At 41.2% G+C, this 23,870-nt stretch carries 17 protein-coding genes and 1 pseudogene; 12 read left to right on the top strand and 6 right to left on the bottom strand.

Annotated elements, in window-relative coordinates; genetic code table 11:
• Positions 1–105 precede the first annotated feature (105 nt).
• The 5 genes from P7F88_RS14870 (at position 106) to P7F88_RS14850 (ending at position 8,438) form a co-directional block, all read left to right on the top strand.
• Positions 106–1,332 (top strand): integrase domain-containing protein, encoded by a 1,227-nt coding sequence (locus P7F88_RS14870; protein ID WP_001964156.1) that lies wholly within the window; start codon positions 106–108, stop codon positions 1,330–1,332.
• A 396-nt stretch (positions 1,333–1,728) separates the two neighbouring features.
• Positions 1,729–2,007: a helix-turn-helix transcriptional regulator gene (locus P7F88_RS14865; RefSeq protein WP_000115789.1), complete on the top strand. Its 279-nt coding sequence runs from the start codon at positions 1,729–1,731 to the stop codon at positions 2,005–2,007.
• A 137-nt stretch (positions 2,008–2,144) separates the two neighbouring features.
• A complete protein-coding gene (locus P7F88_RS14860) occupies positions 2,145–4,565 on the top strand; it encodes a DEAD/DEAH box helicase (RefSeq protein WP_222771448.1) in 2,421 nt (806 codons plus the stop codon).
• Positions 4,566–4,732: 167 nt separating this feature from the next.
• Entirely contained in the window at positions 4,733–7,177 is a 2,445-nt protein-coding gene (gene hsdR / locus P7F88_RS14855; RefSeq protein ID WP_222771447.1) for an EcoAI/FtnUII family type I restriction enzme subunit R, read from the top strand.
• A gap of 268 nt (positions 7,178–7,445) precedes the next feature.
• Positions 7,446–8,438: an Abi family protein gene (locus tag P7F88_RS14850; protein ID WP_222771446.1), complete on the top strand. Its 993-nt coding sequence runs from the start codon at positions 7,446–7,448 to the stop codon at positions 8,436–8,438.
• 62 nt (positions 8,439–8,500) lie between these two features.
• Here P7F88_RS14850 and P7F88_RS14845 read toward each other — a convergent pair whose 3' ends face one another.
• The 3 genes from P7F88_RS14845 to P7F88_RS14835 form a co-directional block, all read right to left on the bottom strand.
• The gene (locus P7F88_RS14845) at positions 8,501–9,157 is read right to left on the bottom strand and encodes a DNA-methyltransferase (RefSeq protein ID WP_258669066.1); all 657 of its coding nucleotides are present in this window, start codon (positions 9,155–9,157) and stop codon (positions 8,501–8,503) included.
• Positions 9,158–9,548: 391 nt separating this feature from the next.
• Positions 9,549–9,755 carry a hypothetical protein gene (locus tag P7F88_RS14840; RefSeq protein ID WP_062866013.1) on the bottom strand — a complete coding sequence of 69 codons (207 nt, stop codon included), beginning with the start codon at positions 9,753–9,755 and terminating at the stop codon, positions 9,549–9,551.
• Positions 9,756–9,830: 75 nt separating this feature from the next.
• A complete protein-coding gene (locus P7F88_RS14835; protein WP_277825958.1) occupies positions 9,831–10,196 on the bottom strand; it encodes an elongation factor Ts in 366 nt (121 codons plus the stop codon).
• 74 nt (positions 10,197–10,270) lie between these two features.
• Here P7F88_RS14835 and P7F88_RS14830 point away from each other — a divergent pair, with 74 nt between their 5' ends.
• Positions 10,271–10,420, top strand: a complete 150-nt coding sequence (locus tag P7F88_RS14830; protein ID WP_277825956.1) for a hypothetical protein — start codon at positions 10,271–10,273, stop codon at positions 10,418–10,420.
• A 129-nt stretch (positions 10,421–10,549) separates the two neighbouring features.
• On the opposite strand, the gene P7F88_RS14825 is transcribed toward P7F88_RS14830, so the two are convergent.
• Positions 10,550–10,948 (bottom strand): hypothetical protein, encoded by a 399-nt coding sequence (locus P7F88_RS14825; RefSeq protein WP_237306662.1) that lies wholly within the window; start codon positions 10,946–10,948, stop codon positions 10,550–10,552.
• Positions 10,949–11,113: 165 nt separating this feature from the next.
• On the opposite strand from P7F88_RS14825, the gene P7F88_RS14820 reads away from it, so the two are divergent.
• The 4 genes and pseudogenes from P7F88_RS14820 (at position 11,114) to drt2 (ending at position 17,234) form a co-directional block, all read left to right on the top strand.
• Positions 11,114–12,604, top strand: a complete 1,491-nt coding sequence (locus tag P7F88_RS14820) for an N-6 DNA methylase (protein ID WP_277825954.1) — start codon at positions 11,114–11,116, stop codon at positions 12,602–12,604.
• Positions 12,604–13,730: pseudogene (locus P7F88_RS26455) on the top strand (restriction endonuclease subunit S); the annotation flags it as partial. The gene P7F88_RS14820 and the pseudogene P7F88_RS26455, both read left to right, overlap by 1 nt.
• 577 nt (positions 13,731–14,307) lie before the next feature.
• Positions 14,308–15,303 carry a PDDEXK family nuclease gene (locus P7F88_RS14805; protein WP_277825950.1) on the top strand — a complete coding sequence of 332 codons (996 nt, stop codon included), beginning with the start codon at positions 14,308–14,310 and terminating at the stop codon, positions 15,301–15,303.
• Positions 15,304–15,932: 629 nt separating this feature from the next.
• A complete protein-coding gene (gene drt2, locus P7F88_RS14800; RefSeq protein ID WP_235428437.1) occupies positions 15,933–17,234 on the top strand; it encodes an antiviral reverse transcriptase Drt2 in 1,302 nt (433 codons plus the stop codon).
• A gap of 329 nt (positions 17,235–17,563) precedes the next feature.
• On the opposite strand, the gene P7F88_RS14795 is transcribed toward drt2, so the two are convergent.
• Both P7F88_RS14795 and P7F88_RS14790 read right to left on the bottom strand, forming a co-directional pair.
• Positions 17,564–18,154 (bottom strand): recombinase family protein, encoded by a 591-nt coding sequence (locus P7F88_RS14795; RefSeq protein ID WP_025506639.1) that lies wholly within the window; start codon positions 18,152–18,154, stop codon positions 17,564–17,566.
• Positions 18,155–18,780: 626 nt separating this feature from the next.
• Positions 18,781–19,068, bottom strand: coding sequence for a hypothetical protein (locus P7F88_RS14790; protein WP_030000947.1), 288 nt, complete (start codon positions 19,066–19,068; stop codon positions 18,781–18,783).
• 705 nt (positions 19,069–19,773) lie between these two features.
• Here P7F88_RS14790 and abiEi point away from each other — a divergent pair.
• The gene (gene abiEi / locus P7F88_RS14785) at positions 19,774–20,301 is read left to right on the top strand and encodes a type IV toxin-antitoxin system AbiEi family antitoxin (protein WP_277825948.1); all 528 of its coding nucleotides are present in this window, start codon (positions 19,774–19,776) and stop codon (positions 20,299–20,301) included.
• A 293-nt stretch (positions 20,302–20,594) separates the two neighbouring features.
• Positions 20,595–23,360: an AAA family ATPase gene (locus P7F88_RS14780; RefSeq protein ID WP_031415409.1), complete on the top strand. Its 2,766-nt coding sequence runs from the start codon at positions 20,595–20,597 to the stop codon at positions 23,358–23,360.
• Positions 23,361–23,870 lie beyond the last annotated feature (510 nt).

Raw genomic sequence — 23,870 nt, 5'->3', positions numbered from 1 at the left:
GGCGTCTCATCGAGATTCACTTAATCTCAGTCATTTAGTAACATTCTGCGTAACACTAACCAATAACAACACAAATTGGTGTTACATCAGAAAGGAACCATTAAAATGGCTAAGCAAATCAAGCCCTTATCACCAACTCAAGTAACCAAAGCTAAGCCCTTAGAAAAAGAATATTCGCTTGCCGATGGCAACGGTCTGTACTTACGTATAAAGCCGAATGGCGCAAAACTTTGGATTTTCAACTACATCCACCCAGTAACTAAAAAACGCAAGAACATCAGCCTTGGTGCTTTTCCTGACATTACTCTCGCATCTGCGAGAGAGAAAACAAGAGAAATGCGCCAACATGTCGCTGAAGGTATTGATCCGAAAACTCACAGAGATAACCAACTCATTACCGCACAGATAGCTCAGTCATCAACTCTGAAATCAGTTGCCGAAGAATGGTTTGAAGTAAAAAAGCATGACGTTTCCGAAGACTATGCCAACGATATCTGGCGATCTCTAGAGCTACATATCTTTCCCAACCTCGGTAACATGCCGATAAGTGAGCTAACTGCCCCAATTGTGATTCAAGTCCTACGACCTGTAGAAGCAAAGGGCGCATTAGAGACAGTTAAGCGAGTATGTCAGCGAATAAATGAAGTGATGAACTACGCGGCGAATTGCGGAAAGATTCAGTCCAACCCATTGATTGGGATAAAGCAAATATTTAAGAAGCCAAAAACTGATCATATGAGCACTATCAGACCAAATGAACTTAGTGATCTAATGCAAGCGATGTCGTTAGCCAATATCAAGCTTGCTACCCGCTGCGCTTTTGAATTCCAACTCCACACTCTGACCCGTCCCGTTGAGTGTGCTGCCGCTGAATGGAGTGAAATTGATTTCGAAAACAAACTTTGGGTCATTAGCAAAGATAAAATGAAAATGAAGCGCGATCACAAAATCCCTCTTTCGGACGCTTCGATTCAACTTTTAAACTTTATGAAGCCCATCTCATACGGACAACGCTATGTATTCCCTAGTTCAACATCAGTTGATCAGCACATGAACAGCCAGAGCGTCAACGCCGCACTTAAACGTGCTGGAATGAAAGGAAAGCTGGTAAGTCACGGTATGCGTTCCATCGGCAGTACAGCGCTCAACGAACAGGGCTTCAACAAAGATGCTATTGAGCTGTGTCTGGCACACGTAGACAAGAACACAATCCGTGACATCTACAACAACGCTGAATATCTGGAAGAGCGACGAAAGATCATGGATTGGTGGAGTAATTTCATACTTGATGCTTCTAAAAACGCCAATACTATAGCAAAACCAAAAATTTAAGTGACAAATATCACAATTTTAGTGAGATGCGGGTAATTTTGTATTGACGATGAGAATCGCCCGCATTATTTTAAATCGCGTTTAAATATTTAATTTTCACATAGGAAACAGACATTTAAAGTCCGCTACGCGGCAACGTAACTTATTCCCGTTAAACTTCGGTTTAACTATTTGTTTATTGTTTTGGTATTAACTTAACTTTCGGAGCCTTTTTTGAAGACTTCACTATTCCATTACATACGAATACCTTCCTTTAATTGTTAAGGAATGAGTCTGTAACCCAATAGGCTCCAGTCCCATCTAGGTGTTCCTTCACTGATAATAAACTTCCGTGGATCAGTGTAAGTATTGGAATATAAAGTTAGTACTAGACATGAATTAATGTAGGTTATCGTTATGTCTGTAAATACAACTCCTCTTCTAAAAATCGTACGTAAATCTGACGTTCTACAGCGCGTTCCATTCTCAAGAGCGACTCTCCATCGCAAAATCAATGATGGAACTTTCCCACCGTCAATTCCACTTGGTGCAAACTCTGTTGGTTTCTTATCTCATGAAGTCGATGCAATTATCGCAGCCATGGCATTGGGCAAAGATCTACAGCAAACCGTTTCTCATCTTGTTGAGCAAAGACAGTCTCTTTTCGACAACAGTCTCTATGCACTAGCCGCATAACTAAAAACTCTCACTAAGCACAAATAAATCAATTGTTTACTGCATGCTTTAGCATGCTGGTAAAAGTGCAGAGTTCTTTAGTTATATATATTACTTAGAAACTTTGCACTTTTACGTTCTACTGGAAATAAGAATAAATGAACGTTATCGCGCAATCTCAAGCCTCAGAACATACACTGGTTCGTTCAACAGAGTCCTGCTCAGTCGCTATTCTTAGCGGCGAGTCTCTAAGCTTCGATCATGACAAGTACAGGGTCGTTGCTGTTCGCAACGACAAAAACAACCTGGCTGAAGTTATCCGCTATTACCGTGATGCTGGCTTCAATAACATCAAGTTAATCATTGATTCAAAAAAGCTCCCTGCTCAAGCTGTAGATTTCATGATGATTAATTATCGCGACGCTAGGTGTGATCTTTATGATTTAGCATCAAAGCGACTCTACAGTCTGAAAGACTACAACGATACAATCCAGTATCTATCTCTTTGCTATCAGTTGACGAATTGCGGCATGCGGGGTGACGAAATCATTGACTGGCTAGCTAAAAAACTAGTCCGTACAATTCCTCTGATCTGTTCCGATGCTAAATCATGCTTGAGAACTTACCGTTTCTATCTTCACAAAGACAATAATTTCCTAAGTAAAGTTTTAGATTGCCTTGAACTACAGCTACACCACTATCATTCGTCAGTTCAAGATTTTATGAAGCTTAGAACGCCGACGAAAACAATCCGTACTTCAACTCTCGACTGTCCAGAAGTGTGTGAAGCGCTAGCCAATGAGCGAACCCTTGCGATTAAATCTGCAACAGGGACTGGTAAAACGAAACACGTCTTTGGCCCTATTACTCAGCTAGCTGAGCAAAACAATAAATCCGTGGTATATCTTTCTCACCTGATGGCTTTAGTAGAACAATACTGCATTCAAAATCATGCGGTCAGCTATACCACTCAAAACTTAACTCAGCTTGAACAGTCGAAAGCGATGGGATTAGTCGTCAATAGTGTGTGGAAAGCACATATCCAAGCATATTGCCACAATGCTGATACCTTGATTATTGATGAGTTTGAGAAAGTAATTTCAACTGTCGTGTGTTCGGAGCATTCACTACAAATGCCTAAACAACGCGTCTTTCATTGCTTGTCTGAGATTATTCGCTCCATTCCACAAGTCATTGTGGGCGATGCTGATCTTTCCGATATTAGTTTAGGCTTCTTGAAGGATTTACGAGGTGACGTGACTTTAATCCAGTGCGACAAAAACCCATATCTGGGAATTGAAGCAGTTATCACAGATAAAAATCAGTATCTTTATAGTCAGGATGATCTCAAGTCCAAATTGTTGGAGGACAAGGTGTTTCTCTTTGACTCGCTAGTGACACTTCGAGGAGTAGTTAAACAACTTGGTTATGAGGACAAACAAGGTTTAGATAGTGAGACTGCGGCTCTAAACGACGGTGTGCTAGTCATTCACGGGGAGAATAAAGGAATGGACGCACAACGTGCTTTTCTGGCTAACCCGAATGAAGAAATCTCCAAATACAAAGCGATTATCGCTTCTCCCTGTCTAGGGTCAGGCTTCTCAATCGTCAAAAACTTTGCCAATAGAGTTGTCGTATTCTGTGACAAAACACTAAATCCATTTGAACTAGTTAACTTCGCACGTCGATTCCGTAAAGCAAAGGAGATTTGTTTCACCGTAGATGCCCATCAAGACTTCTTCTGCCGCCCGACAAGGGCAAGAGTCTACAATGCGAATATTCACTCAGCGCCAACAGACCACCTAGAGATTGCATTCGGTAACGTGAAATCACAGTTCACCGCACCTCTGGGGCTACATCTATGGCTAACATTGAAGGAACTCGGCTTTCATGTTGATCCGCTACCATCCTCAGTGTACTCACAGAGCTGTGGGTCTAAAACGAACAAGCAATATTTAAAAGCTTACAGAGAGGCGTTGGTCAACGCCATTATGCAATCTGTCGATTTAACCCAGCATGACGTGAAGCGGCTTATGATGGCTGATAAGCGCACAGCCAGTGACAACGCAGCCATCTCGAAGCATACAATCAAAAGCTACTATCATTTGACTGAAGTCACGAAAGAGGATGTCGAGTTTCATTTCCTGTTTTCTAAGAACAGAAAGCTCTTCGACAAGCTATTTTCTGTTCCAGCGCCAAACGAAGATAACAGCAAGTACTCAACATATCGCCGCTTGGCGAATTTAATCAATGAGGGTCTGTTCAACGGACACCAGCTTAATTCTCAATCACCTTCTATCATGATCCATAGGGAGCAGATTTTGGGGTTTGTTAATCTGATGATCGAAAATCGGGACTTAGTCAATTGGACACTGCACAAAGATACTCACATCCCACTATCACTCAACGAAAACAGCACGACAAATAAAAAGATGCTGTATTTTGGGCAACTCATGAAGTCTCTGGGTTTTGAAATCGGTAGATTTAGCGGAACAACAAATAAAGCGAAAATCTCTCTGACTCAAAGGGCGCGTAGCTACACTAGATTAAGTACCGAGTCTCTAGATATCGTTGCTTAACTGACTTCCCGTTATGCTATTGCATAACGGGATAACTATTTCCACGAATAGCATCTGGTATTTCATGCATACCGTTACCCACTTCACTGATAAGTCAGTATCTTTTCTGCTTTTATGCATCCTTTGGTATAGTCATGAAATGCATTTGTACTGAGCTGGCTAATCGCATGGAATCGACAATCAATAAATCAAAGCTATCTGAAACCGACATCATCACGAAATTCATTCTTCCCGCTATCAAAGATGCAGGATGGGATGATATGTCTCAAATCCGTCAAGAGGTTAAACTGCGTGACGGTAAGGTCATTGTTCGTGGTCAGGCAGCAGCGAGGAAAAAGGTTAAGTCTGCGGACATCGTCCTTTACCATAAACCGAGCATGCCTCTAGCCGTTGTCGAAGCAAAAGCGAATAAGCATGAAATCGGCAAAGGTATGCAACAAGGTCTAGATTACGCCAGCCTACTTGAAGTCCCTTTTGTCTTTGCCTCAAATGGCGACGGTTTTATCTTCCACGACAAAACCAACCCAGCTCAACTCGAAACTGAAATTCGACTTGAAGATTTTCCGACACCTCAGCAACTATGGGACAAGTACTGCGTTTGGAAAGGATACAAAGCCGAGCACCTTCCAGTCATTACTCAAGATTACCATGATGACGGTAGCGGAAAGTCTCCGCGCTACTATCAGCTACAAGCGATAAACAAAACCGTGGAAGCGGTCGCAGCAGGACAAAACCGTGTACTCTTGGTTATGGCAACAGGTACGGGCAAAACTTACACTGCTTTCCAGATTATTTGGCGACTATGGAAGTCCCGAGCCAAAAAACGCATCCTATTTCTAGCGGACAGAAACATTCTGGTCGATCAAACTAAGACCAACGACTTCCAGCCGTTTGGCACCGCTATGACCAAAGTCACTGGTCGAACAGTCGATCCCGCTTACGAAATCCACCTAGCTCTGTATCAAGCTCTGACTGGCCCAGAAGAGCACCAAAAAGCATACAAACAGGTCGATCCTGATTTCTTTGACCTTATTGTCGTTGACGAGTGCCATCGTGGCAGTGCCGCTGAGGACAGCGCATGGCGCGAGATTCTTGAGTATTTCGGTTCTGCGACTCAAATAGGGCTAACCGCGACACCAAAAGAAACCGATATCGTGTCTAACACCGAGTACTTTGGCGATGCCATTTATACCTACTCTCTAAAACAAGGAATTGAAGACGGTTTCTTAGCCCCATACAAAGTTGTGCGTGTGGACATCGATGTAGATTTACAAGGTTGGCGACCAACCAAAGGACAAGTCGATAAACATGGTGAAGTTATCGAAGACAGGATCTATAACCAGAAAGACTTCGACAGAACTATGGTCATTGATGAGCGAACAGAACTGGTTGCACAGACCATCACCAGCTACCTCAAGCGCACCGACCCGATGGCGAAGACCATTGTTTTCTGCAATGACATTGACCATGCAGAACGTATGCGACGAGCACTAATCAATTGCAACCCTGAGCAAGTTGCTAAAAATGAAAAATACGTAATGAAAATTACTGGTGATGATGAAATCGGCAAAGCTCAGCTTGATAACTTCATCAGCCCCAAAAAGGCTTACCCTGTTATCGCAACCACCTCAGAACTTATGACAACAGGTGTCGATGCAAAAACTTGCAAACTGGTTGTTCTTGACCAGGGCATTCAGTCGATGACCAAGTTTAAGCAGATTATCGGTCGCGGTACTCGTATCGATGATCGTTACGGAAAGCTATGGTTTACCATTCTCGACTTCAAAAAGGCGACTGAACTGTTCGCTGATGAGCGCTTTGATGGTGTCCCCGAGCGAGTTAAAGAAACAAGACCCGAAGACTTCGAAACCGATGAAGGACTCGATGAGATCATCGATGGTGAGGATGAACTTGAACAACATAATCCATTTGAAGGGGAAGATATTGACCCTGAAAGCATCCATGAATCAGAAGCTCCATACGACTCAGGTTCATCTCCTTCTGACGGTAGCAATTCCGATGATGATTGGCAGGATGAAAATCGAGTTAGAAAGTTCCATGTCAACGGTGTAACGGTGAAAGCCATTGCCGAACGTGTTCAATACTACGATTCCGACGGTAAACTCGTAACCGAATCGTTCAAAGACTATACCCGCAAGACGATGGCAAAACAGTTCACCTCAATGGATGACTTCGTTAAGCGCTGGCAAGATGCCGATAAAAAGCAAGCAATCATTGATGAACTGGCAGAGGAAGGCATCATCTGGGAAGCGTTAGAGCTGGAAGTCGGCAAAGATCTCGATCCATTCGACATGATTTGTCATGTCGTGTATGACCAACCAGCACTCACCAGAAAAGAACGCGCTGACAACGTCAAAAAGCGCAACTACTTCACTAAGTACGGTGAAACGGCTCAGCAGGTGTTGAACAACCTACTGGACAAGTACGCAGACAAAGGCGTTCAAGAGATTGAAAATATTCATGTACTCAAAGTTAAGCCTTTTGACGAGATGGGACGCCCTGCTGAAATCGTCAAAAAGTGCTTTGGTGGTAGAGAGCAATACTTAGAAGCGATTTCTGAATTGGAAGCTGAGATTTATCAATCTGCATAAGATTTTCGTCACAAATTGAACAATCACCTAATACACTATATATAGAAAACAATGACCATAAAGAGCATAGATATTGTATTTTGGTGTTTAAATACTACTTGTGTAGAAGATTTATGTGAACTATTTCACATTGACTATACACATCAGATAGACAATACTTCACCGCAATAGTGCCCAGTCCCCTGTTTCTGAAGTTATCTTTCGAGATGACTTTGGAATCAAGGCTGGGCGTTCTCGTTTTTACAGCAAGGAAAATCAAGGACACTGGATGCCACTAACCCCACCTAAGCAGTTTAAGCACTATGAGGAACTCATCGATATTCTCATCGAAAGAGACATGGTGATAGACAATCGTGAAAGAGCTATAAGAAAGCTCGCACAAGTGGGATATTACCGACTGAGTGGTTTTTGGTATCCAGCAAGAGTTATCGAACGAGACGAATCATATCAACCCATCCAGTGCGAACACTTAAAACGCCCAAAGCGACTCAACCACTTTCAACAAGGCACTAAGTTTGACCAAGTGTTCAATCTTTACCTTTTTGATAAAAAACTCCGCTTAGCAATGCTTGATGGCCTTGAGCGCATAGAGATATTTGTCCGTTCAGTCATCGCACATGAGTTAGGCCGAGGCAAAAAGAAACAGCCAGGTACGGGGGAGGATATTCCTGAACCATTAGCTTGGAAAGATTCTGATTACATCAATGGCAAATTTCTCAAGAAGCGAGGACATAGGCCAAGCCTTTGGGAAGAGTGGCAAAACAAACACAGTAAACTCATTGAAAGAAGCCAAGAAGACTGTATTGTTTGGCACAAAAAGAACGAGAAAGAAATGCCCTTTTGGGTTGTTATCGAAGCTTGGGACTTTGGAACAATGTCCAAGTATTACGGTATGCTCAAAGATCAATATCGCCAGCGCATCTGCTCAAGATTAGGAATCGAAGATAAAACTGAAACCGATGTATTACGAGCCTGGCTTATGGAAATGAACATTCTACGTAACCGATGCGCTCACCATACTAGGATATGGAACCAACAATCCTCTAAAGTTTTAAAAGTAACATCTCACGAGTCTTTCGAAGACATAAAGGAAAACGGTAATACGCTGTCTCGTCTATACGGCGTGATCCGTGTCATGTGGTTTTTAATTGAACAAATTGGCCCAAGTTCTTGCTGGTTTGATGACGTCAATAACCTTATAGAACAATTCCCTCAAGTACCAGGATGCCCACTCTCGTCGCTGGGAATGCCTGTGTCATAACAAATCTAGCATTGCTACTCGGCTACCTTCAGGTAGCCGTTAACTGTATTCGCCTTTTAGGTTCAAAAATCCGAACGCTGACGAATATGCTCATGGGCAGATGAGGAAATATCGTTTCCTTTGAACTGACGATTCAAGTTGTTAGCCGCAACCAAGGTCGAGCCAGAGCCAAAAAACGGATCAACAACTAGCTCGCCTTCTCTGCTACTTTGAGCGACCAGAACTTCCAAGAGACTTACTGGCTTTTCAGTTGGATACCCTCTATAGACTCGTTTATGGGTCAGTATGTCAGGTATGCTCAAATCATTGAGCTTCCTCTTACCCTTTTCAAAAAACAGTATGAATTCGTGCCGAGCACGGTAGTGGTAGCCCATACCAATACTCACTTTGTCCCATACAATAGGTTTCCAGAATTTGAAGCCGACTTTCTCCGCTATCGGCTTAATGACAAACATCGTTTCTTGATCACAGAATAGGTAGAAGTGGGAGTGGTTCTTGAGCACACGATAGACCTCACTGAGTAACGCTTCAAATCTATCGTTAGGGAAGATCTTAAACCATTGATTGCTTGACGCCTTGCTCACCTTAAGCCGAGTGGTTGTCCCAATTTTTCGGTGTTTTTCTAAAGACTCATAGGGAGGGTCGGTGATTAATAGATCAACGCTCGCAGCATCGAGCGTTGACAACCATTTTACTGCATCTTCTTGAAATAAGTTCATCAGAGTCCTATTCGATAAGACTACTGCATGTTTTCCCATTCATATAGGTTTGAGACTGCACTCCTTTATCCAGGTGACGACAATCTATACAGTAGCTTTGGTATCCTTCAGGGTTTCGAGCTGTCACTCTAGCAGGTGTTTTACCAAAGGACGATGGATATGGATGAAAAACGTGCTCTCCTCCATTCGCATCGGAACAGTGAGGGCAGGACTTAAATTTTTGGCCTGTATGGGGATCTCTTTTGTGTATCATCCCTACGTTCAAACGTTTATTACAACAACTGCATGTCATGCAAAGCACCTCTTTAGTATCAAAGACACTTTATGATACTAACTGCTTATAAATCAAACAGTGAGGAAAGCAACAAAGTTTATCTTAGCTTGTCACCTTCTAATCCTTACAAATGAGCATCCTCTTGGTTTCCTCGATAGAGATAAGACCCCAGCCTAAATTCTCATTCATTACGATTAGTCGTGTATCAGGCAAAACACTCATTGCTTCATCGACAGCCAACTTTAATGAATCGAAGTCTAGACTCATTGCACGGAGATCTGTCCTCTCTTTCCCGACAACATCATACCAATGCCCCTTGTACATCCTGCGCTCCTCTTAATAACGATAATTTATTAGTAAAAGTCAGAAAAAATATTTCTACGTCAAACGCATCCGTCTTTAACGGCTCTTATCTTCATCCAGCCAACTGGATATCTCTGCTAAACCTGCAAGCGAATCCTCATTCAAGCATTTATGGTTAACGTATTTTGGAACCACGACATCCAACCCCAATGCAACAAAATCTGGGTGATCCGAAATGATTTTCACGTACTGTTCAAGCCGACTCTCTGGTGTAGAGTCCCTTTGTAACTGCTTCTTGAGAGACTCTCTAAACTTACGAATTTCCTCAGGGGAAGCATTTTCTAAATGTTCGAACTCAGAGCATTGTAGTTCCTCATAAAGAACATCGGCCAGTTGCTTATAGCTCCAACCTAACGCATCCATCATGGTTCGAATTTGCTTGTGTTTTTGGGCTGTCCCCATTTGTCCCTACCCTACTAGTTACTATGCAATGGTCTCAGCGGAGACAAGCATTCATAAACGAAAAGGAAAATATTATGTCTAAAAACAAAGCACCAATGACCCCAGAAGCCGCTGCTCGCATTCAATCACATGAAGCGAAGAATAATGGCGGAAAAGTCGAAAAAGGCACTTTTACAGGCCGTGCCCAACGCGCTGCCGCCCACAACCAAAAACAAGGTAAGTAAGGAGATAAACATGAGCAAAGAAAATCCTAACTACCCAAGTAAAACTGGCGAGCCTTCTGGCAAAGGTCGTGGTAATACACCTAAACGTTAGCAATATTATGAGGCAGTCATCACTGCCTCATTTCCTATCTATGAACACCCTTTGGCGTTCAACTTAAAATTGCTTAAAAACAACTGTTGATCCGATTTATAGTCTGAATACGGTACAGACTTTTCCGTTTCTGCAAGAGCGCATAAACACGTTTCTCGCTTACTTTCATACCAACTTACCGACACCATATTCTTTGCTGAGTTTATGCAGGTATCAACGATGGCATACTCCACTTCGAGTGGGTAACGCTCTTCATCTAAAGCAGCGTTAACCTTGTATCCACCGATCGCGCCAACGAACAAAGCGGTACTCGCGGACACAAGTTTACGTTTGCTGAACTTGAAACCTTTGAAGCTCTTCTCACACTTTTTACAAGCAATATTTTCCGCAAACTCGATATCATTGTCGGTCTGACAATGTGGGCATTCTATTTTCATGAAACCTAGACAACCTAGTGATCAATTTATTAATTTTATATTCACTTGATTATTGTTTATTGAATCATAAATAACCACCCTTTTGCATATGCACTAATTCACGTTTTTCATATCAATTCTGCTATAATCAGCCCCAATTTTTCAGTCAGTTAGTAGTAGAACTCCATGTCAATCAGTTCAGTTATCAAGTCTATTCAAGACATCATGCGTAAAGATGCGGGTGTTGATGGTGACGCTCAGCGTCTAGGCCAAATGTCGTGGCTTTTATTCCTTAAAGTGTTTGATGCTCAAGAGGAAGAACTAGAGTTCGAGTTAGATGATTACCGCGAACCCATCCCAGCGAAGTACCTATGGCGCAACTGGGCGGCAGATAACCAAGGTATTACGGGTGATGAGCTGCTGGAATTCATCAATGATGACCTATTCCCGACGTTAAAAAACCTTACTGCGCCGAAAGACACCAACCCACGCGGTTTTGTGGTGAAAGAAGCCTTTAGTGATGCCTTCAACTACATGAAAAATGGCACACTGCTGCGCCAAGTGATTAACAAGCTCAACGAAATCGACTTTACTGACTCTAAAGAACGTCACCTGTTTGGTGATATCTACGAGCAAATCCTACGCGACCTACAAAGCGCAGGTAATGCGGGTGAGTTCTATACCCCTCGTGCAGTAACCCGTTTTATCGTAAACAGACTGGATCCAAAGCTAGGCGAACAAATTATGGATCCCGCCTGCGGTACGGGCGGATTCCTGGCTTGCTCGTTCGATCACGTGAAAGAGAACTACGTGACAAGCGCAGCCGACCACCAAACGCTGCAAAAGCAAATCCATGGTGTAGAGAAGAAACAACTACCACACTTGCTGTGTATCACCAATATGATGCTCCACGGCATCGAAGTCCCTGTGCAGATTAAGCACGGCAACACGCTCAATAAACCGCTTTCAAGTTGGGATAGCAATATCAACGTGATTGCGACTAACCCACCGTTTGGCGGCACCGAAGAGGACGGGATTGAAAAGAACTTCCCTGCCGAAATGCAAACTCGTGAAACCGCCGATCTGTTCTTGCAGCTTATTGTCGAAGTATTGGATAAAGATGGTCGCGCTGGTGTGGTGTTGCCTGATGGCACCTTGTTTGGTGAAGGCGTAAAAACCAAAATCAAAAAGATGCTGGCGGAAGAGTGTAACCTGCACACGATTGTTCGCTTACCTAATGGCGTGTTCAATCCATACACAGGTATTAAGACCAACATTCTGTTCTTTACCAAAGGCCAACCGACCAAAGAAGTGTGGTTCTATGAGCACCCTTACCCAGAAGGCGTGAAGAACTACAGCAAAACCAAACCGATGAAGTTTGAAGAATTCCAGCAAGAGATCGATTGGTGGGGTAACGAGGCAGATGGATTCGCTAGTCGCATCGAGACCAAGCAAGCTTGGAAAGTGTCGATTGAAGATATTATCGAGCGCAACTTTAACCTTGATATTAAAAACCCGTATCAGGACGAAGTCGTCAGCCATGACCCTGAAGAGTTACTGGCGAACTATCAGCAGCAGCAACAAGACATTAAAGCACTGCGTGACCAACTAAAAGGCATTCTCGGTGATGCTCTTAGCTCTACCATTCAAGATAAAAAGCAAGGTGGTGAGCAATAATGGCTGTAGAGAACCTAATTACCGAACATATTGATATTTGGACTTCAGCAGTTAAGGCCAGATCGACCTCTGGTCGTGGTAGCAGCAAGAAACTGGAGCTTTACGGTGTTAAGAAGTTGCGTGAGCTAATTTTAGAACTAGCAGTTCGCGGCAAACTCGTTCCTCAAAACCCAAACGATGAACCTGCATCTTTTTTACTTCAACGGATTTCAGAGGAAAAAACGCAGTTAATTAAAGAAAAAAAAATTACAAAGCCCAAAAAGCTCCCTGCTATTAAAAAACAAGATATAACGTTTGCTTTACCAGAAGGTTGGCAAGCTTGTTATTTTGGTGATATTTATAGCTTGGTTTATGGGGATAATCTCCCAAAAGCAAAACGTACTGAAAGTGGTGAATTTTTAGTCTATGGTTCTAATGGTTCTGTAGGGACTCACAATCTTTTTTCTGTTGGTAGCCCTTGTCTCGTTATCGGCCGTAAAGGATCTGCGGGTGCAATTAATTTAAGTGACCAACCTTGCTGGGTTACAGATGTAGCCTATAGCTTAATACCACCTGTAGGTATAAGCCTTAAGTATTGTTTTCTACATTTACAAACTTTAGGGTTAGACTCACTCGGAAAGGGTATAAAACCAGGCTTAAATAGAAATGAAGCTAACGCGCTAGTAGTTTGTATCCCCCTTCCGACGAGCAACACCGCATCGTCGCCAAAGTCGATGAGCTAATGGCGCTCTGCGACCAACTAGAGCAACAAACCGAAGCCAGTATTGAAGCGCATCAAGTGCTGGTAACAACACTGTTGGATACACTCACCAACTCTGCCGATGCTGACGAGTTAATGCAAAGCTGGGCGCGAATCAGTGAGCATTTCGATACCCTATTCACCACTGAAGAAAGCATCGACCAGCTTAAGCAAACCATCCTACAACTGGCGGTGATGGGTAAGCTGGTTCCACAAGATCCAAGTGATGAACCTGCTGCTGAGTTACTGAAAAGAATTGCGGAAGAAAAAGCACAGTTAGTCAAAGAGAAGAAAATCAAAAAGCAAAAAGCGCTGCCACCGATCTCTGAAGATGAAAAGCCGTTTGAACTGCCGAGTGGGTGGGAGTGGTGTCACTTGAACTCATTAATTAGTGAAATGGATGCTGGTTGGAGTCCAGCTTGTCCACCAGAGGCATCTCCAAACCACGAAACTTGGGGTGTACTTAAAACAACTGCCGTTCAGAATATGGAGTATAGAGAATATGAAAATAAAGTTCTCAGCTCCTCCAAGGAACCTCGACCTCAATATGAGGTAAAGAATGGAGATATTTTGATTACTAGAGCAGGCCCCAAAAACAGAGTAGGAGTCTCTTGCTTGGTTCAAACCACAAGGCCTAAGCTTATGATCTCAGATAAAATTATTCGCTTTCACCTAATAGAACTTGGGATGTCTAACAACTTCGTTTCGCTGTGTCTAAACGCGGGGGCTACTTCAGAGTATCTGGAATCATCTAAATCTGGCATGGCAGAAAGTCAAATGAACATATCTCAAGACAAGTTGAAAATGGCACCAATCCCACTCCCCCCATTAGAGAACAGACTCTGATTGCGAAGAAAGTAGAGGAGCTAATTGATCTATGCGATAAGCTCAAACTTTCTTTAGAAAAAGGAAAGCATGCACATTTCCAATTTACTGATAGTGTGATCGAACAAGCGGTGTAACTATGAGCCTGTACAATATCGCCAATAAAAACCTCACCGCACTGACACCGACCACCTTTGCAGCCGAAGGGCTGCAAGAACGGCACGATTTGCAAGAAGCGCTGAAAGGCTGTATTGATGCCATCGCCCCTGATTGCGTGGTGATATCAGAGGAATTTTCTGACTGGGAAGACAGCCGTCGCCGTATTGACTTGTTAGCCATCGACAAGAATGCCAACTTAGTCGTCATCGAGCTTAAGCGGGATGAAATCGGTGCGCATATGGAGCTGCAAGCGCTACGCTATGCCGCGATGATCTCTACCATGACGTTCGATAAAGCATGTGACTACTATGCCCAGTACCTGAAGAAAGAAGGCCAAGAGATTGATGCCCGCGAAGCAATTCTGGAGTTTGTCGATCTGGATGAAAACAGCCTGGATGACTTTGGTAACGATGTTCGAATCGTTCTAGCATCAGCAGACTTCGGTAAAGAACTAACCACCTCTGTCTTGTGGCTGCGTGATAAAGGTATCGATATCAGTTGTGTGCGCCTCACGCCCTATCGCTACAAAGAAGATGTATTGATCAATGCAGAACAGATCATCCCTGTACCCGAGGTAGAAGAGTACCAGGTGAAGTTCCGCGAGAAGCGTGCCGAGCAGCGCACAAGCGTTCAAAAAGGCGAAAAAGATTACTCAGAGTATCGCTATAACGGTCATACCTATAAAAAGCGTCACCTAGCCCTAGCGTTAGTCACTGACTGGATTGAGAAGCATCAGCCGCAAAGCCTGAATGATGTGCTCAACGCATTTAACGAACCAGTAAGACGACGCATTGCCATCCTAGCGGATGAAATCCCTCAAGGTAGAATTCGCCGCTTCCACAGCTATGAAGACGCGCTGATTACGTTGCCTAACGATGAAGTGATAGCCATCACCAACCAGTGGAGCCTCAGCAATATCACTCGATTGATTCACTTTGCAGAGCAAAGTGGCATGGTTGTAGAGAAAGTAGACTGATTCTGTTAGTCAAAGTCTCAAGTAACAAGCTTTGAGTAGAACATAGTTCTCCTCGAAGCATTTTTTATTTGTTAATCAAATACTCAATCTTTAGATTTTGATAATTTGAGCGAGAACAGTGTTCTCGCAGTATCAATAGCCAGCTCACCAATACCCTGTTACTCAACTCGTTACTCAGAGAACATTGTTCTCTGTTATGAAAATTAGAGTGGATAGGAAATTTCAAGCTCATTTTCAAGCAAAGGCGACTGAGAAAGTCTAACCACACAAGAAACATAAAGCAGCAAGTGATGAGAAATAAGACACCAATAAAGACTTGATTGCATATATAAAAATCAATATGCTGTCGGAGCTTCACGCGAAAGGCGTGGAGGTTTGTGACAGATTGTCAATACCGTTGCGCTTGCTGAGCCAAGACAACAACATTGTCATGAGGTGTACGATTATCATCATATAGTCTCCATCGCAGATTACATTATACATCATTTCTAATAGATCGCGGCGAGTGCCTTTCGGGGCCAGATGATTGGTTAGGCCAGTTAGTTAAAGCCCAAGGGGATATACGGAAAGGCCGCATGTCCACTCCTCTTGGGTTTTGCTAGAACTTGTGCGCTCAAAGTATGAAAAAGATGTCCGCTCCACTCTGGTATACAAAACGAAATTACCTTCACTTTGATGTACCTGTATCTGGAACAAAAGCAGAAAAGATCGTAACGAGTACAACATCTGTTGCTAGGCACGCATTTTTCCCTTTTATCTCCTACAGTTTCCAGCTAACTAAACTTGATAGAGATACTTCTACGGGTAAACTTTACCGCAAGCCAAAGCCAAGAGAGGTAGCATACTCTTCTCATATAGATAGCCATATTTATGCTTACTACGCTAATCAACTATCTAATTTATACGAACAAAAAGTTGAAAAATCAGGACTACATGAATCGGTTTTAGCATTTAGAAAGCTTGATGGAAAAAGTAATATCCATTTCGCGGACGATGCTTTTAATTACATACGTAAAATGAAAGAGTGTTCAGTTATCGCTCTCGATTTTTCTAAGTTTTTTAACACTCTTGACCATCGAATTCTAAAAGAAGAATGGAGTAAACTACTCCAAGTCAAACACCTTCCAAAAGATCACTACAACGTTTTTCGATCTCTAACCAAGTTTTCGACTGTCGAACGAGGTGAGCTTTTCAAAACGTTTGGTATATCTCAATACAACCAAAAAGCGAATGGAAGAAATCGCGTCTGTACCCCACTTGAATTCAGAGAAAAAGTTCGTGGTTCTGGTTTGATAAACCCAAACCCAAATGGTGCTATGGGCATTCCTCAAGGCTCTCCAATCAGCGCATTACTTTCTAACATCTACATGTTCTCATTTGATAAACACATGAAGAATTATGTTGACTCTATCGGAGGAAAGTACTTTAGATATTGTGACGATATGCTGTTTATTGTTCCATCAGAGTATCGAGATACTGTTGAGAAGCTGGCTAATAGTAAAATTACAGCACTAAAGGTACAGATAAACAGCGATAAAACAGAAATCAGAGATTTTAAATTCCATAATGGACAACTTTGCTCATTTGACGAATTTGGCAAACAGAAACCGCTTCAATATCTAGGTTTCTTATTCGATGGACATTCTATCTTTCTTCGTTCTACAGCCCTCGCTCGCTACTCAGAAAAAATGAAAGGCGGTGTTAAATTGGCCAAGAAAACGATGGAGAAAGAGAACAGAATACGTAAAAGTAAAGGCGAACCAGAACAGAATCAGCTTTACAAGAGAAAGCTCCATCGCCTGTATTCTTACAGAGGAAGAAGAAACTTCCTCTCATACGGCTACCGAGCAGCCAAGATTATGAACTCAAAAAGTATCAAAAGACAATTGAAGCCTCTATGGCAACGGCTTCAAGACGAAATAAGCAAATAACGAGACGGATACCAGTAATTATAACATATTTATTATGCTTCTGTTTTTTATTGATTATTCAAATAACCAATCTTTACTATTTTAGGGTTACCATAAGAACATTGTTCTGAGTAAAGAGCAGTTCATTCTCGATATGATTATCAGACATCAATTAGCAGCTTACTCAAAACTAGCGAAAGATAAGACTTCTACTGAATGTCGGCGAGAGAACTTGGTATTATTCGATAAGCTAGCGAGAACAAGGTTCTTACAATATCGTTTAAACCTCTTAGCTGATAACTACTACTGACTGGTAGATCTCCGCCTCTCGGTATCATGGAACATTGTTCTCATTGAACTCTTTCAGTTAGCCGCTTGTTCCAATGCCGCTTAACCGTGGGGACGGAGATGCCTAGAGCATTTGCTGTCTTAGATTGGCTCAGTCCCCTTGATCTACATTCTTGAACTTTTTGAGTTGTACTGATGGCTTCTGGTCGCCCAATCCGCTTACCCTCAGATTTAGCTCTGGCCTGCCCTTCCAATGTTCGCTCTCGAATACGGTTTCGCTCAAATTCAGCAAATGCTGAGAACATTTGCAGCATCAATCGTCCCTCCGCCGAGCTTAGATCAGCGGTCGGCAGATCCAGAGAAATTGGTGTAACACCTTTTTCTAACAGCATACTGATCGTATGCTGAACATCGATGTTATCTCTTCCAAGTCGATCAAGCTTAAGTACAACTAGTTTGTCCCCTGGCTCTAGTTTATGCTCAATCAACATTTTGAACTCACGTCGTTCTGTTGCAGGCACACTACCAGAAACTGTTTCATGTACAATTCGGTGTTCTTGAATATCGTAGCCAGCATTTCTGATAGCTAAGATCTGATTTGACACAGTTTGCTCACTAGTCGATACACGACAATAAGCGAATGTCCGTCCAATACTATTCACTACTCACTCCTTTTGGCATCACAATTGGTATCATCAACCTGTTAGGTGTCATAAAAATCCGAACCCTACTTTATGAGACCGCAAACACTTCATTCCCGTCTGGTATCAGAAAATGGATGTTTGTTGATACTACAGGGGTGTTTACATCTCGCTAAAGTTGACTAGTCAATAATTTTGGCAAACCACCTTTGCCTTAATAAAAATCGAGTAAATAAATTAATACGCATAGGCAAATATCATTACTCTAAAGTTATTTATATATAATTAAAAACAAATTCAGTTTAAAAACACCTTGACATTAAAATCCAACATAAAAATTAAATTTTATTTATTTAATTTTTCATGATATAACTATTATAACTGTTATAACTATTATAAAGTTATAATTCTAATATAAGGTTGACCTTTTAAAAAAGGAAGTTTATGACGAAGAAAGATTAAATTATTGAAAAAATTCTTCTGCCACTACTGACACTTTCAATGCCAGCATTGGCACATTGATTGCCAATCTTGGCAAATTCTCTTGCCACCTGCTTTAATGACGGAATTTTTAAGGCTTTTATCACTTGCCTGATACAAGTCCATAGGCTTTAACGTTGTGCAAAAAAAGAACAACGTTAGAACACGTTGAATGTCTCATTTTTTCTTGACTTATAACGGTTACAACCATACAAGCCAGGCACTCGGCATTCTTTCTCTTCCTTAATAGGTTGTCTTTTTAAACGAACTTGAGGAACATTGTTCTTTTCATCTAAATTAATAGAGTTTGCTCTACGTAATGCTTCTTCATCCGAAATATCATTATAAACGACTTGAAATCTATTTGGCTTAGTTTCACGTTCTTCTCTTGCAGATAGATAACTCATTTCACGATTACGTTTAGAATAAACCAAAACTTGAGACATATCGACAACCCTCTTGATATATATAGATAAATTCAATGACTATTATATTTATCAAGTAATATTCTCTTTGTAAAGGACCTTTAATCACTATTTTAAAAATCACATTAACATTTAATTATTAAATAAAAACCGTTTGTTTTTTAATTATTAAATTAGAAAAATAATAATTAGTTAAACTTCTACCTAAAAATGAAAAAGATCAGATTCTGGGCTATTAGTGTTGCGATTTCTCTCCTCAAAGAACCACATATTCATCACTATGAATTCTCGGTTAGGATCCTAACCGAGAATGAGCATCGGAGTCTGGCCGCGATTAGTGATTCTATTTCCCAAGCCTCATAGCAACCGAATTCATCACTACAAATTCCGAGTTAGGATCCTAACCGAAAATACACATCGGAATCTGGCTACGATTAGTGCTTCGGTTTCCCTAGCCTCACAGCAACCACATTCATCACTACGTATTCCACGTTAGGATCCTAACCAAGAATGAATATCGGAATCTGGCTGCGCTTAGTACAGCTATTTCCCCTAGTCTCAAAGTAACCATATTCATCCCAAAAATTCCGAGTTAGGATCCTAACTCGGAAAAACAAGTCAGGAATCACTAGGCTATCAGCGACTACCGATGTGCTTTAGCCTCAATCACAAGTAGACAAAAATATATGCTAAACTTACTTTTTATGACTACTTATAAGTATTGAAGTGAAGATTAAGACCGCTTTGGAGCGTCTGTATAAGTTTGACAAGCGAGGCATACACGTTTATCGAAAAAGTGACCTCGGGAGGTTATTTTTTGATGATTCACTTACAGCATTCCAGCAAAGTTTACCTCGTTTGGTGAAAGCTGGAGTACTAGAGCGGGTGTGCAACGGGGTTTATGTATTCTCATACAGTCGTCATAAGGACGGTTATACCATTGAATACATTGCTAAATGCTTGCGACGAGGAGAGTACAACTACATCTCTCTAGAATCGGCACTCTCGGAATACAGTGTTATTTCCCAAGTAATGCTTGATCGAATTACGATCATGACGACTGGACGCAAGGGAGAGTTTAAGACACCTTACGGCGTTATCGAGTTCACACATACGAAGCGTGATGCTATTGATATTATCAACAATACTATAACTTCAGATCGGCCTCTGCGAATTGCGAAAAAAGAAGCTGCGATTCGAGATTTGAAAAGGGTTGGAAGAAACACGCACTTAATAGTGACGAATCACAAGTAGGCAGATGCTGGCACTCCCAAAAACCACACACACAACTCACTTTTGGACAAAAGCTTGTCAGTGACTTTCCTAAATTAGACATTCATGGATAACTACAGATATGGAAAGCCGTTAACTACTCCGATTTGTTCATATCAAGGGGAAAGAAGCAGATCTCATTAAGTTCGCTTTTTTCAAAACACTCTGACAACTACATAGATCAATCTAACGGTTTAAGAATAAAACTTTGGGTAACATGCAGTTACTATAAATGGTAGCATTCCTTTACAACCAGTTGCACAGGTGTACCTTTCATGAGTTATCATTTAAATAATTTTCTAAAAAGTCAGATTCTAGATGATGATGTCTCTTATCTATATCTATTGTCCCTCATTAAAAATCAAAAAGACAAGAAACTGACAAAAGTGATTTTTTCGGAGCTTGGTGACATAGATAAGATAAAGAGAAGAGTGAAAAAGAATGTAGAAAGGTACAGGCGAATTGTAGATCAAAATATGGCTTTAGCACGTGATGACTCCAATTTAGTCCTGACACCTTTGAAATCAATACAAGTCAAAAACTTTAGAGGGTTTTCTTCACTTAACGACAATGATGAAGGGACGTTAATCCCATTTAGCAAGGGTGTTAATGTCTTTTTTGCACCAAACGGTGGAGGCAAAACATCATTATGTGAAGCTATAGAATATAGCCTTACTAATAACGTAAAAGAAGCGAGTAGAAGAAATACACCATTAAAAAGCTACATAAAGAATGGTGGGGCACCAAGCATTAACTGCAAATTGGTTAATGGAACCGTCTCCCAATCCCCCTTTTGGAATAGCTGCTTTATTGATAGAAACAGACTACAAGAATTCTCACTATTGGGTTCGAAGGATACGAACGTCAGACAAGCGGATGTTCTGGCTACATTGTTTGAGCTTGAAGAAATTGACGACATTGTAAATGGAATGGTTAAGCCAGCTTCATTCAAAGCGGCTGAGTTTTTTAGAACGTCTGGTCAAGACAGTTATGAAGATGTGACCCAACAACTCGCTGAAAAAAGGCGCTTGAGAAAAACAAAGAACGACGAAATCCAAAAAGAGCAGCAGCTCTTAGCTGAACTATTTGGATTAGAAAGATATGAACATGCTCATATAGTAACAAGGAAGAATTACTTCGATAGGTTGAAAAAACACCTAATGCTAAGTACTCAGAAATTTGAAGTTACTAGTGAAGAAGTTCAGCTAAACTCCTTAGCTAAATATATCGAGTCAATCACTTGGTTAATTGATTTGTCAGCAAGTAGAAGAAAAGTCTTAGCAAACAACGCTAGTAAAGTTAACTACAAAGATTTGTATAAGGCTATGAAAAACTTCGGTGATATGTCCGAAATTGAAATCTGCCCAACTTGTGAAACGCCTATTAAAGAGGTTCGAAAACATCCACAAAAAGTAGTTGAAGACGAGCTACCAAAGCTAGCGTTTTTAGAGCAATTATCCATAACCTGCGAAAAGATAGAGCACCAATTAAAAGAACGAATAGCTGTTTCCGTCGCTTATATACAAACGTGCCTAGAGCTACACCGAGATACCCTAACGAAAGGCTTGGTTTCAGCTATCAACAATGTTTTATCGTCAGACACATCTAATCCAGCCGAGTATTTAAAACAGTTATCGGCACTATACGGGTTCTCAACTGAAATTGAAAAACTGAATGATGATATTAGAGCAAGAAACAAGAGAGTAGCAAATCAAGCTAAACGCCTCGAGTCTCTTAACGCTAAAATTCACGACATCGAGAAAAAACTCGATTCTGCTACAGTTTTTGAAACAAATATTGAGGCGAAATCTGAGCTATTACTGGAAACACAAAAAGAAATAATTCGTCTTTTTGAACAAAGTAAAATTCATGCGATTCAAATAGTGCTTGACGAGAAGTTTAACGACTTTGCAAAGCAGCTTGAAGATAGTTACAAGAAATTATTTTCAAAACTTAATGAGTACAAGCAAGGAATAGAGTCTACAAATATAAATGGAATAGAACTATCAACACTGAGCTATTACAACCAAATCAATAAGCATGACAACCCGAATGAACTAGTGTCGGAAGTCAAATTTCAGCAAAAAGGCGGAACATATAGAATTATTCTTAAGATGCAAGATGGTAGTGAAGATGACGCGTTTTGTGTGTTAAGTGAAGGACACCTCAGAGGGTTAGGACTTGCCTTACTCTTATCTGTAGCAAAGAAAAACAGTCATCCAGTGATTGTTTTCGATGATGTAGTCAATGCAATTGATACTGAACATAGGTCAAATATTATAGATATGTTTAGTGATGATGTTTACCTAAAAACAGTTCAAAGAATAATTACAACGCATGACAGAATGTTCTGGGAGAAGATTTCGAACAGACATAAAAGAGCAACTGATGCGGACACATTTTCAAGTCAAATATTGAAATCGACACCAAAGGGGATAGTTATACAAAACTTCGGTGTGAATTACTCTCAAAAGGTTAAAGAAGCACTTGAGGTATACGACATTCGTCAAGCACTGGTCTACTCACGAATTTGGTTTGAGACTATGGTCAATGAGTATTGTGTTAGAAATCAAATCGAAATAACGACAACATTTTCTAGCAGACAACTCAAAAAAGACAATTGGTTGGAAATCAGCTTAGAGGAAACTTATCGCGAGTTTGCGAAATCATTGAACGGTAATGTCGGCACCTTTAACTACCTGAAAAACGATCTAATAAACTGGGGTGGTCAGAATCAAGAACATCACGCGTTTGATGAGTATAACTATAACTTTTCTCATGCAACAACTAGCTTAGAAGTTCAGACTATCTATGAGAAGTTATGGGTATTAGAGGCTCAGTTAAATCAAGAGCAAACTGTCGAGAAGTTGAATAGTGAAAAAGCAGAACATGAAAGAATCAGGGAACAAACTACCCGTCAATTAGCAAATCAAGGGTTTGTAGATAATGCTGATCAGAAGCTTGTTCAAAATTGCAGAGACCGCCTTGAGCGAGCTAATAGGGAGTTACTGTTGCTGAACAAGATCTTAGAACAAGTTTAGCTATAGACGAATGCTTGGTTGAATATCCCCCGTGATACATCACGGGGATTCAGCTAACAGGATTAGGGCAATGGATAACTTTTAGTAGGGCAAACACATACTGCCTCAGTCGTATAGAGTGCTCACTTTAAACGACTTTGGGGCACAAACGAGTTATAGTTGGTGATCAAAATCGTGCACTTCGGATAAGTTGAATTGTATAAAACCAAGTAAACGAGTCTAACCGAAGCATGTCTATAAAGTCGGTGGCTATTCACGGCTGTAGCACAATTACACTCTCGCCAGCCTCTGAGAAGTTTCCTCAGCAAAAAATCTTAACTGTTTACAATAAAAACGATTAATTTCAGACAGTTATAAACCACTAAGATTTAGACACTAAAAGTTAGTGTCTAAATCTTAGTGCCGAAAAATCAAACAAAGCGTCCAATCATTGTCTTCCATGGAGGTTTCACTTTAAGCTACTGATGTTAAAGCACTTAGCGTATGTGCTCACTTCTCTAATCTAAAAAA

The sequence above is a fragment of the Vibrio hannami genome (assembly GCF_029589055.1).
Lineage (GTDB): Bacteria > Pseudomonadota > Gammaproteobacteria > Enterobacterales > Vibrionaceae > Vibrio > Vibrio hannami.
The sequence above is the reverse complement of the archived record's forward strand: the minus strand, read 5'-3'. Positions and strand labels throughout refer to the sequence as shown.

Bases quoted from the DNA above. Each gene is read 5' to 3' on its own strand.
- P7F88_RS14860 (WP_222771448.1), top strand. From the start codon at position 2,145: ATGAACGTTATCGCGCAATCTCAAGCCTCAGAACATACACTGGTTCGT.
- P7F88_RS14820 (WP_277825954.1), top strand. From the start codon at position 11,114: ATGTCAATCAGTTCAGTTATCAAGTCTATTCAAGACATCATGCGTAAA.
- P7F88_RS14840 (WP_062866013.1), bottom strand. From the start codon at position 9,755: ATGTACAAGGGGCATTGGTATGATGTTGTCGGGAAAGAGAGGACAGAT.
- P7F88_RS14805 (WP_277825950.1), top strand. From the start codon at position 14,308: ATGAGCCTGTACAATATCGCCAATAAAAACCTCACCGCACTGACACCG.
- P7F88_RS14780 (WP_031415409.1), top strand. From the start codon at position 20,595: ATGAGTTATCATTTAAATAATTTTCTAAAAAGTCAGATTCTAGATGAT.
- P7F88_RS14825 (WP_237306662.1), bottom strand. From the start codon at position 10,948: ATGAAAATAGAATGCCCACATTGTCAGACCGACAATGATATCGAGTTT.
- P7F88_RS14835 (WP_277825958.1), bottom strand. From the start codon at position 10,196: ATGGGGACAGCCCAAAAACACAAGCAAATTCGAACCATGATGGATGCG.
- P7F88_RS14870 (WP_001964156.1), top strand. From the start codon at position 106: ATGGCTAAGCAAATCAAGCCCTTATCACCAACTCAAGTAACCAAAGCT.
- P7F88_RS14830 (WP_277825956.1), top strand. From the start codon at position 10,271: ATGTCTAAAAACAAAGCACCAATGACCCCAGAAGCCGCTGCTCGCATT.
- P7F88_RS14845 (WP_258669066.1), bottom strand. From the start codon at position 9,157: ATGAACTTATTTCAAGAAGATGCAGTAAAATGGTTGTCAACGCTCGAT.
- P7F88_RS14850 (WP_222771446.1), top strand. From the start codon at position 7,446: ATGCCACTAACCCCACCTAAGCAGTTTAAGCACTATGAGGAACTCATC.
- drt2 (WP_235428437.1), top strand. From the start codon at position 15,933: ATGTCCGCTCCACTCTGGTATACAAAACGAAATTACCTTCACTTTGAT.
- P7F88_RS14790 (WP_030000947.1), bottom strand. From the start codon at position 19,068: ATGTCTCAAGTTTTGGTTTATTCTAAACGTAATCGTGAAATGAGTTAT.
- hsdR (WP_222771447.1), top strand. From the start codon at position 4,733: ATGGAATCGACAATCAATAAATCAAAGCTATCTGAAACCGACATCATC.
- P7F88_RS14865 (WP_000115789.1), top strand. From the start codon at position 1,729: ATGTCTGTAAATACAACTCCTCTTCTAAAAATCGTACGTAAATCTGAC.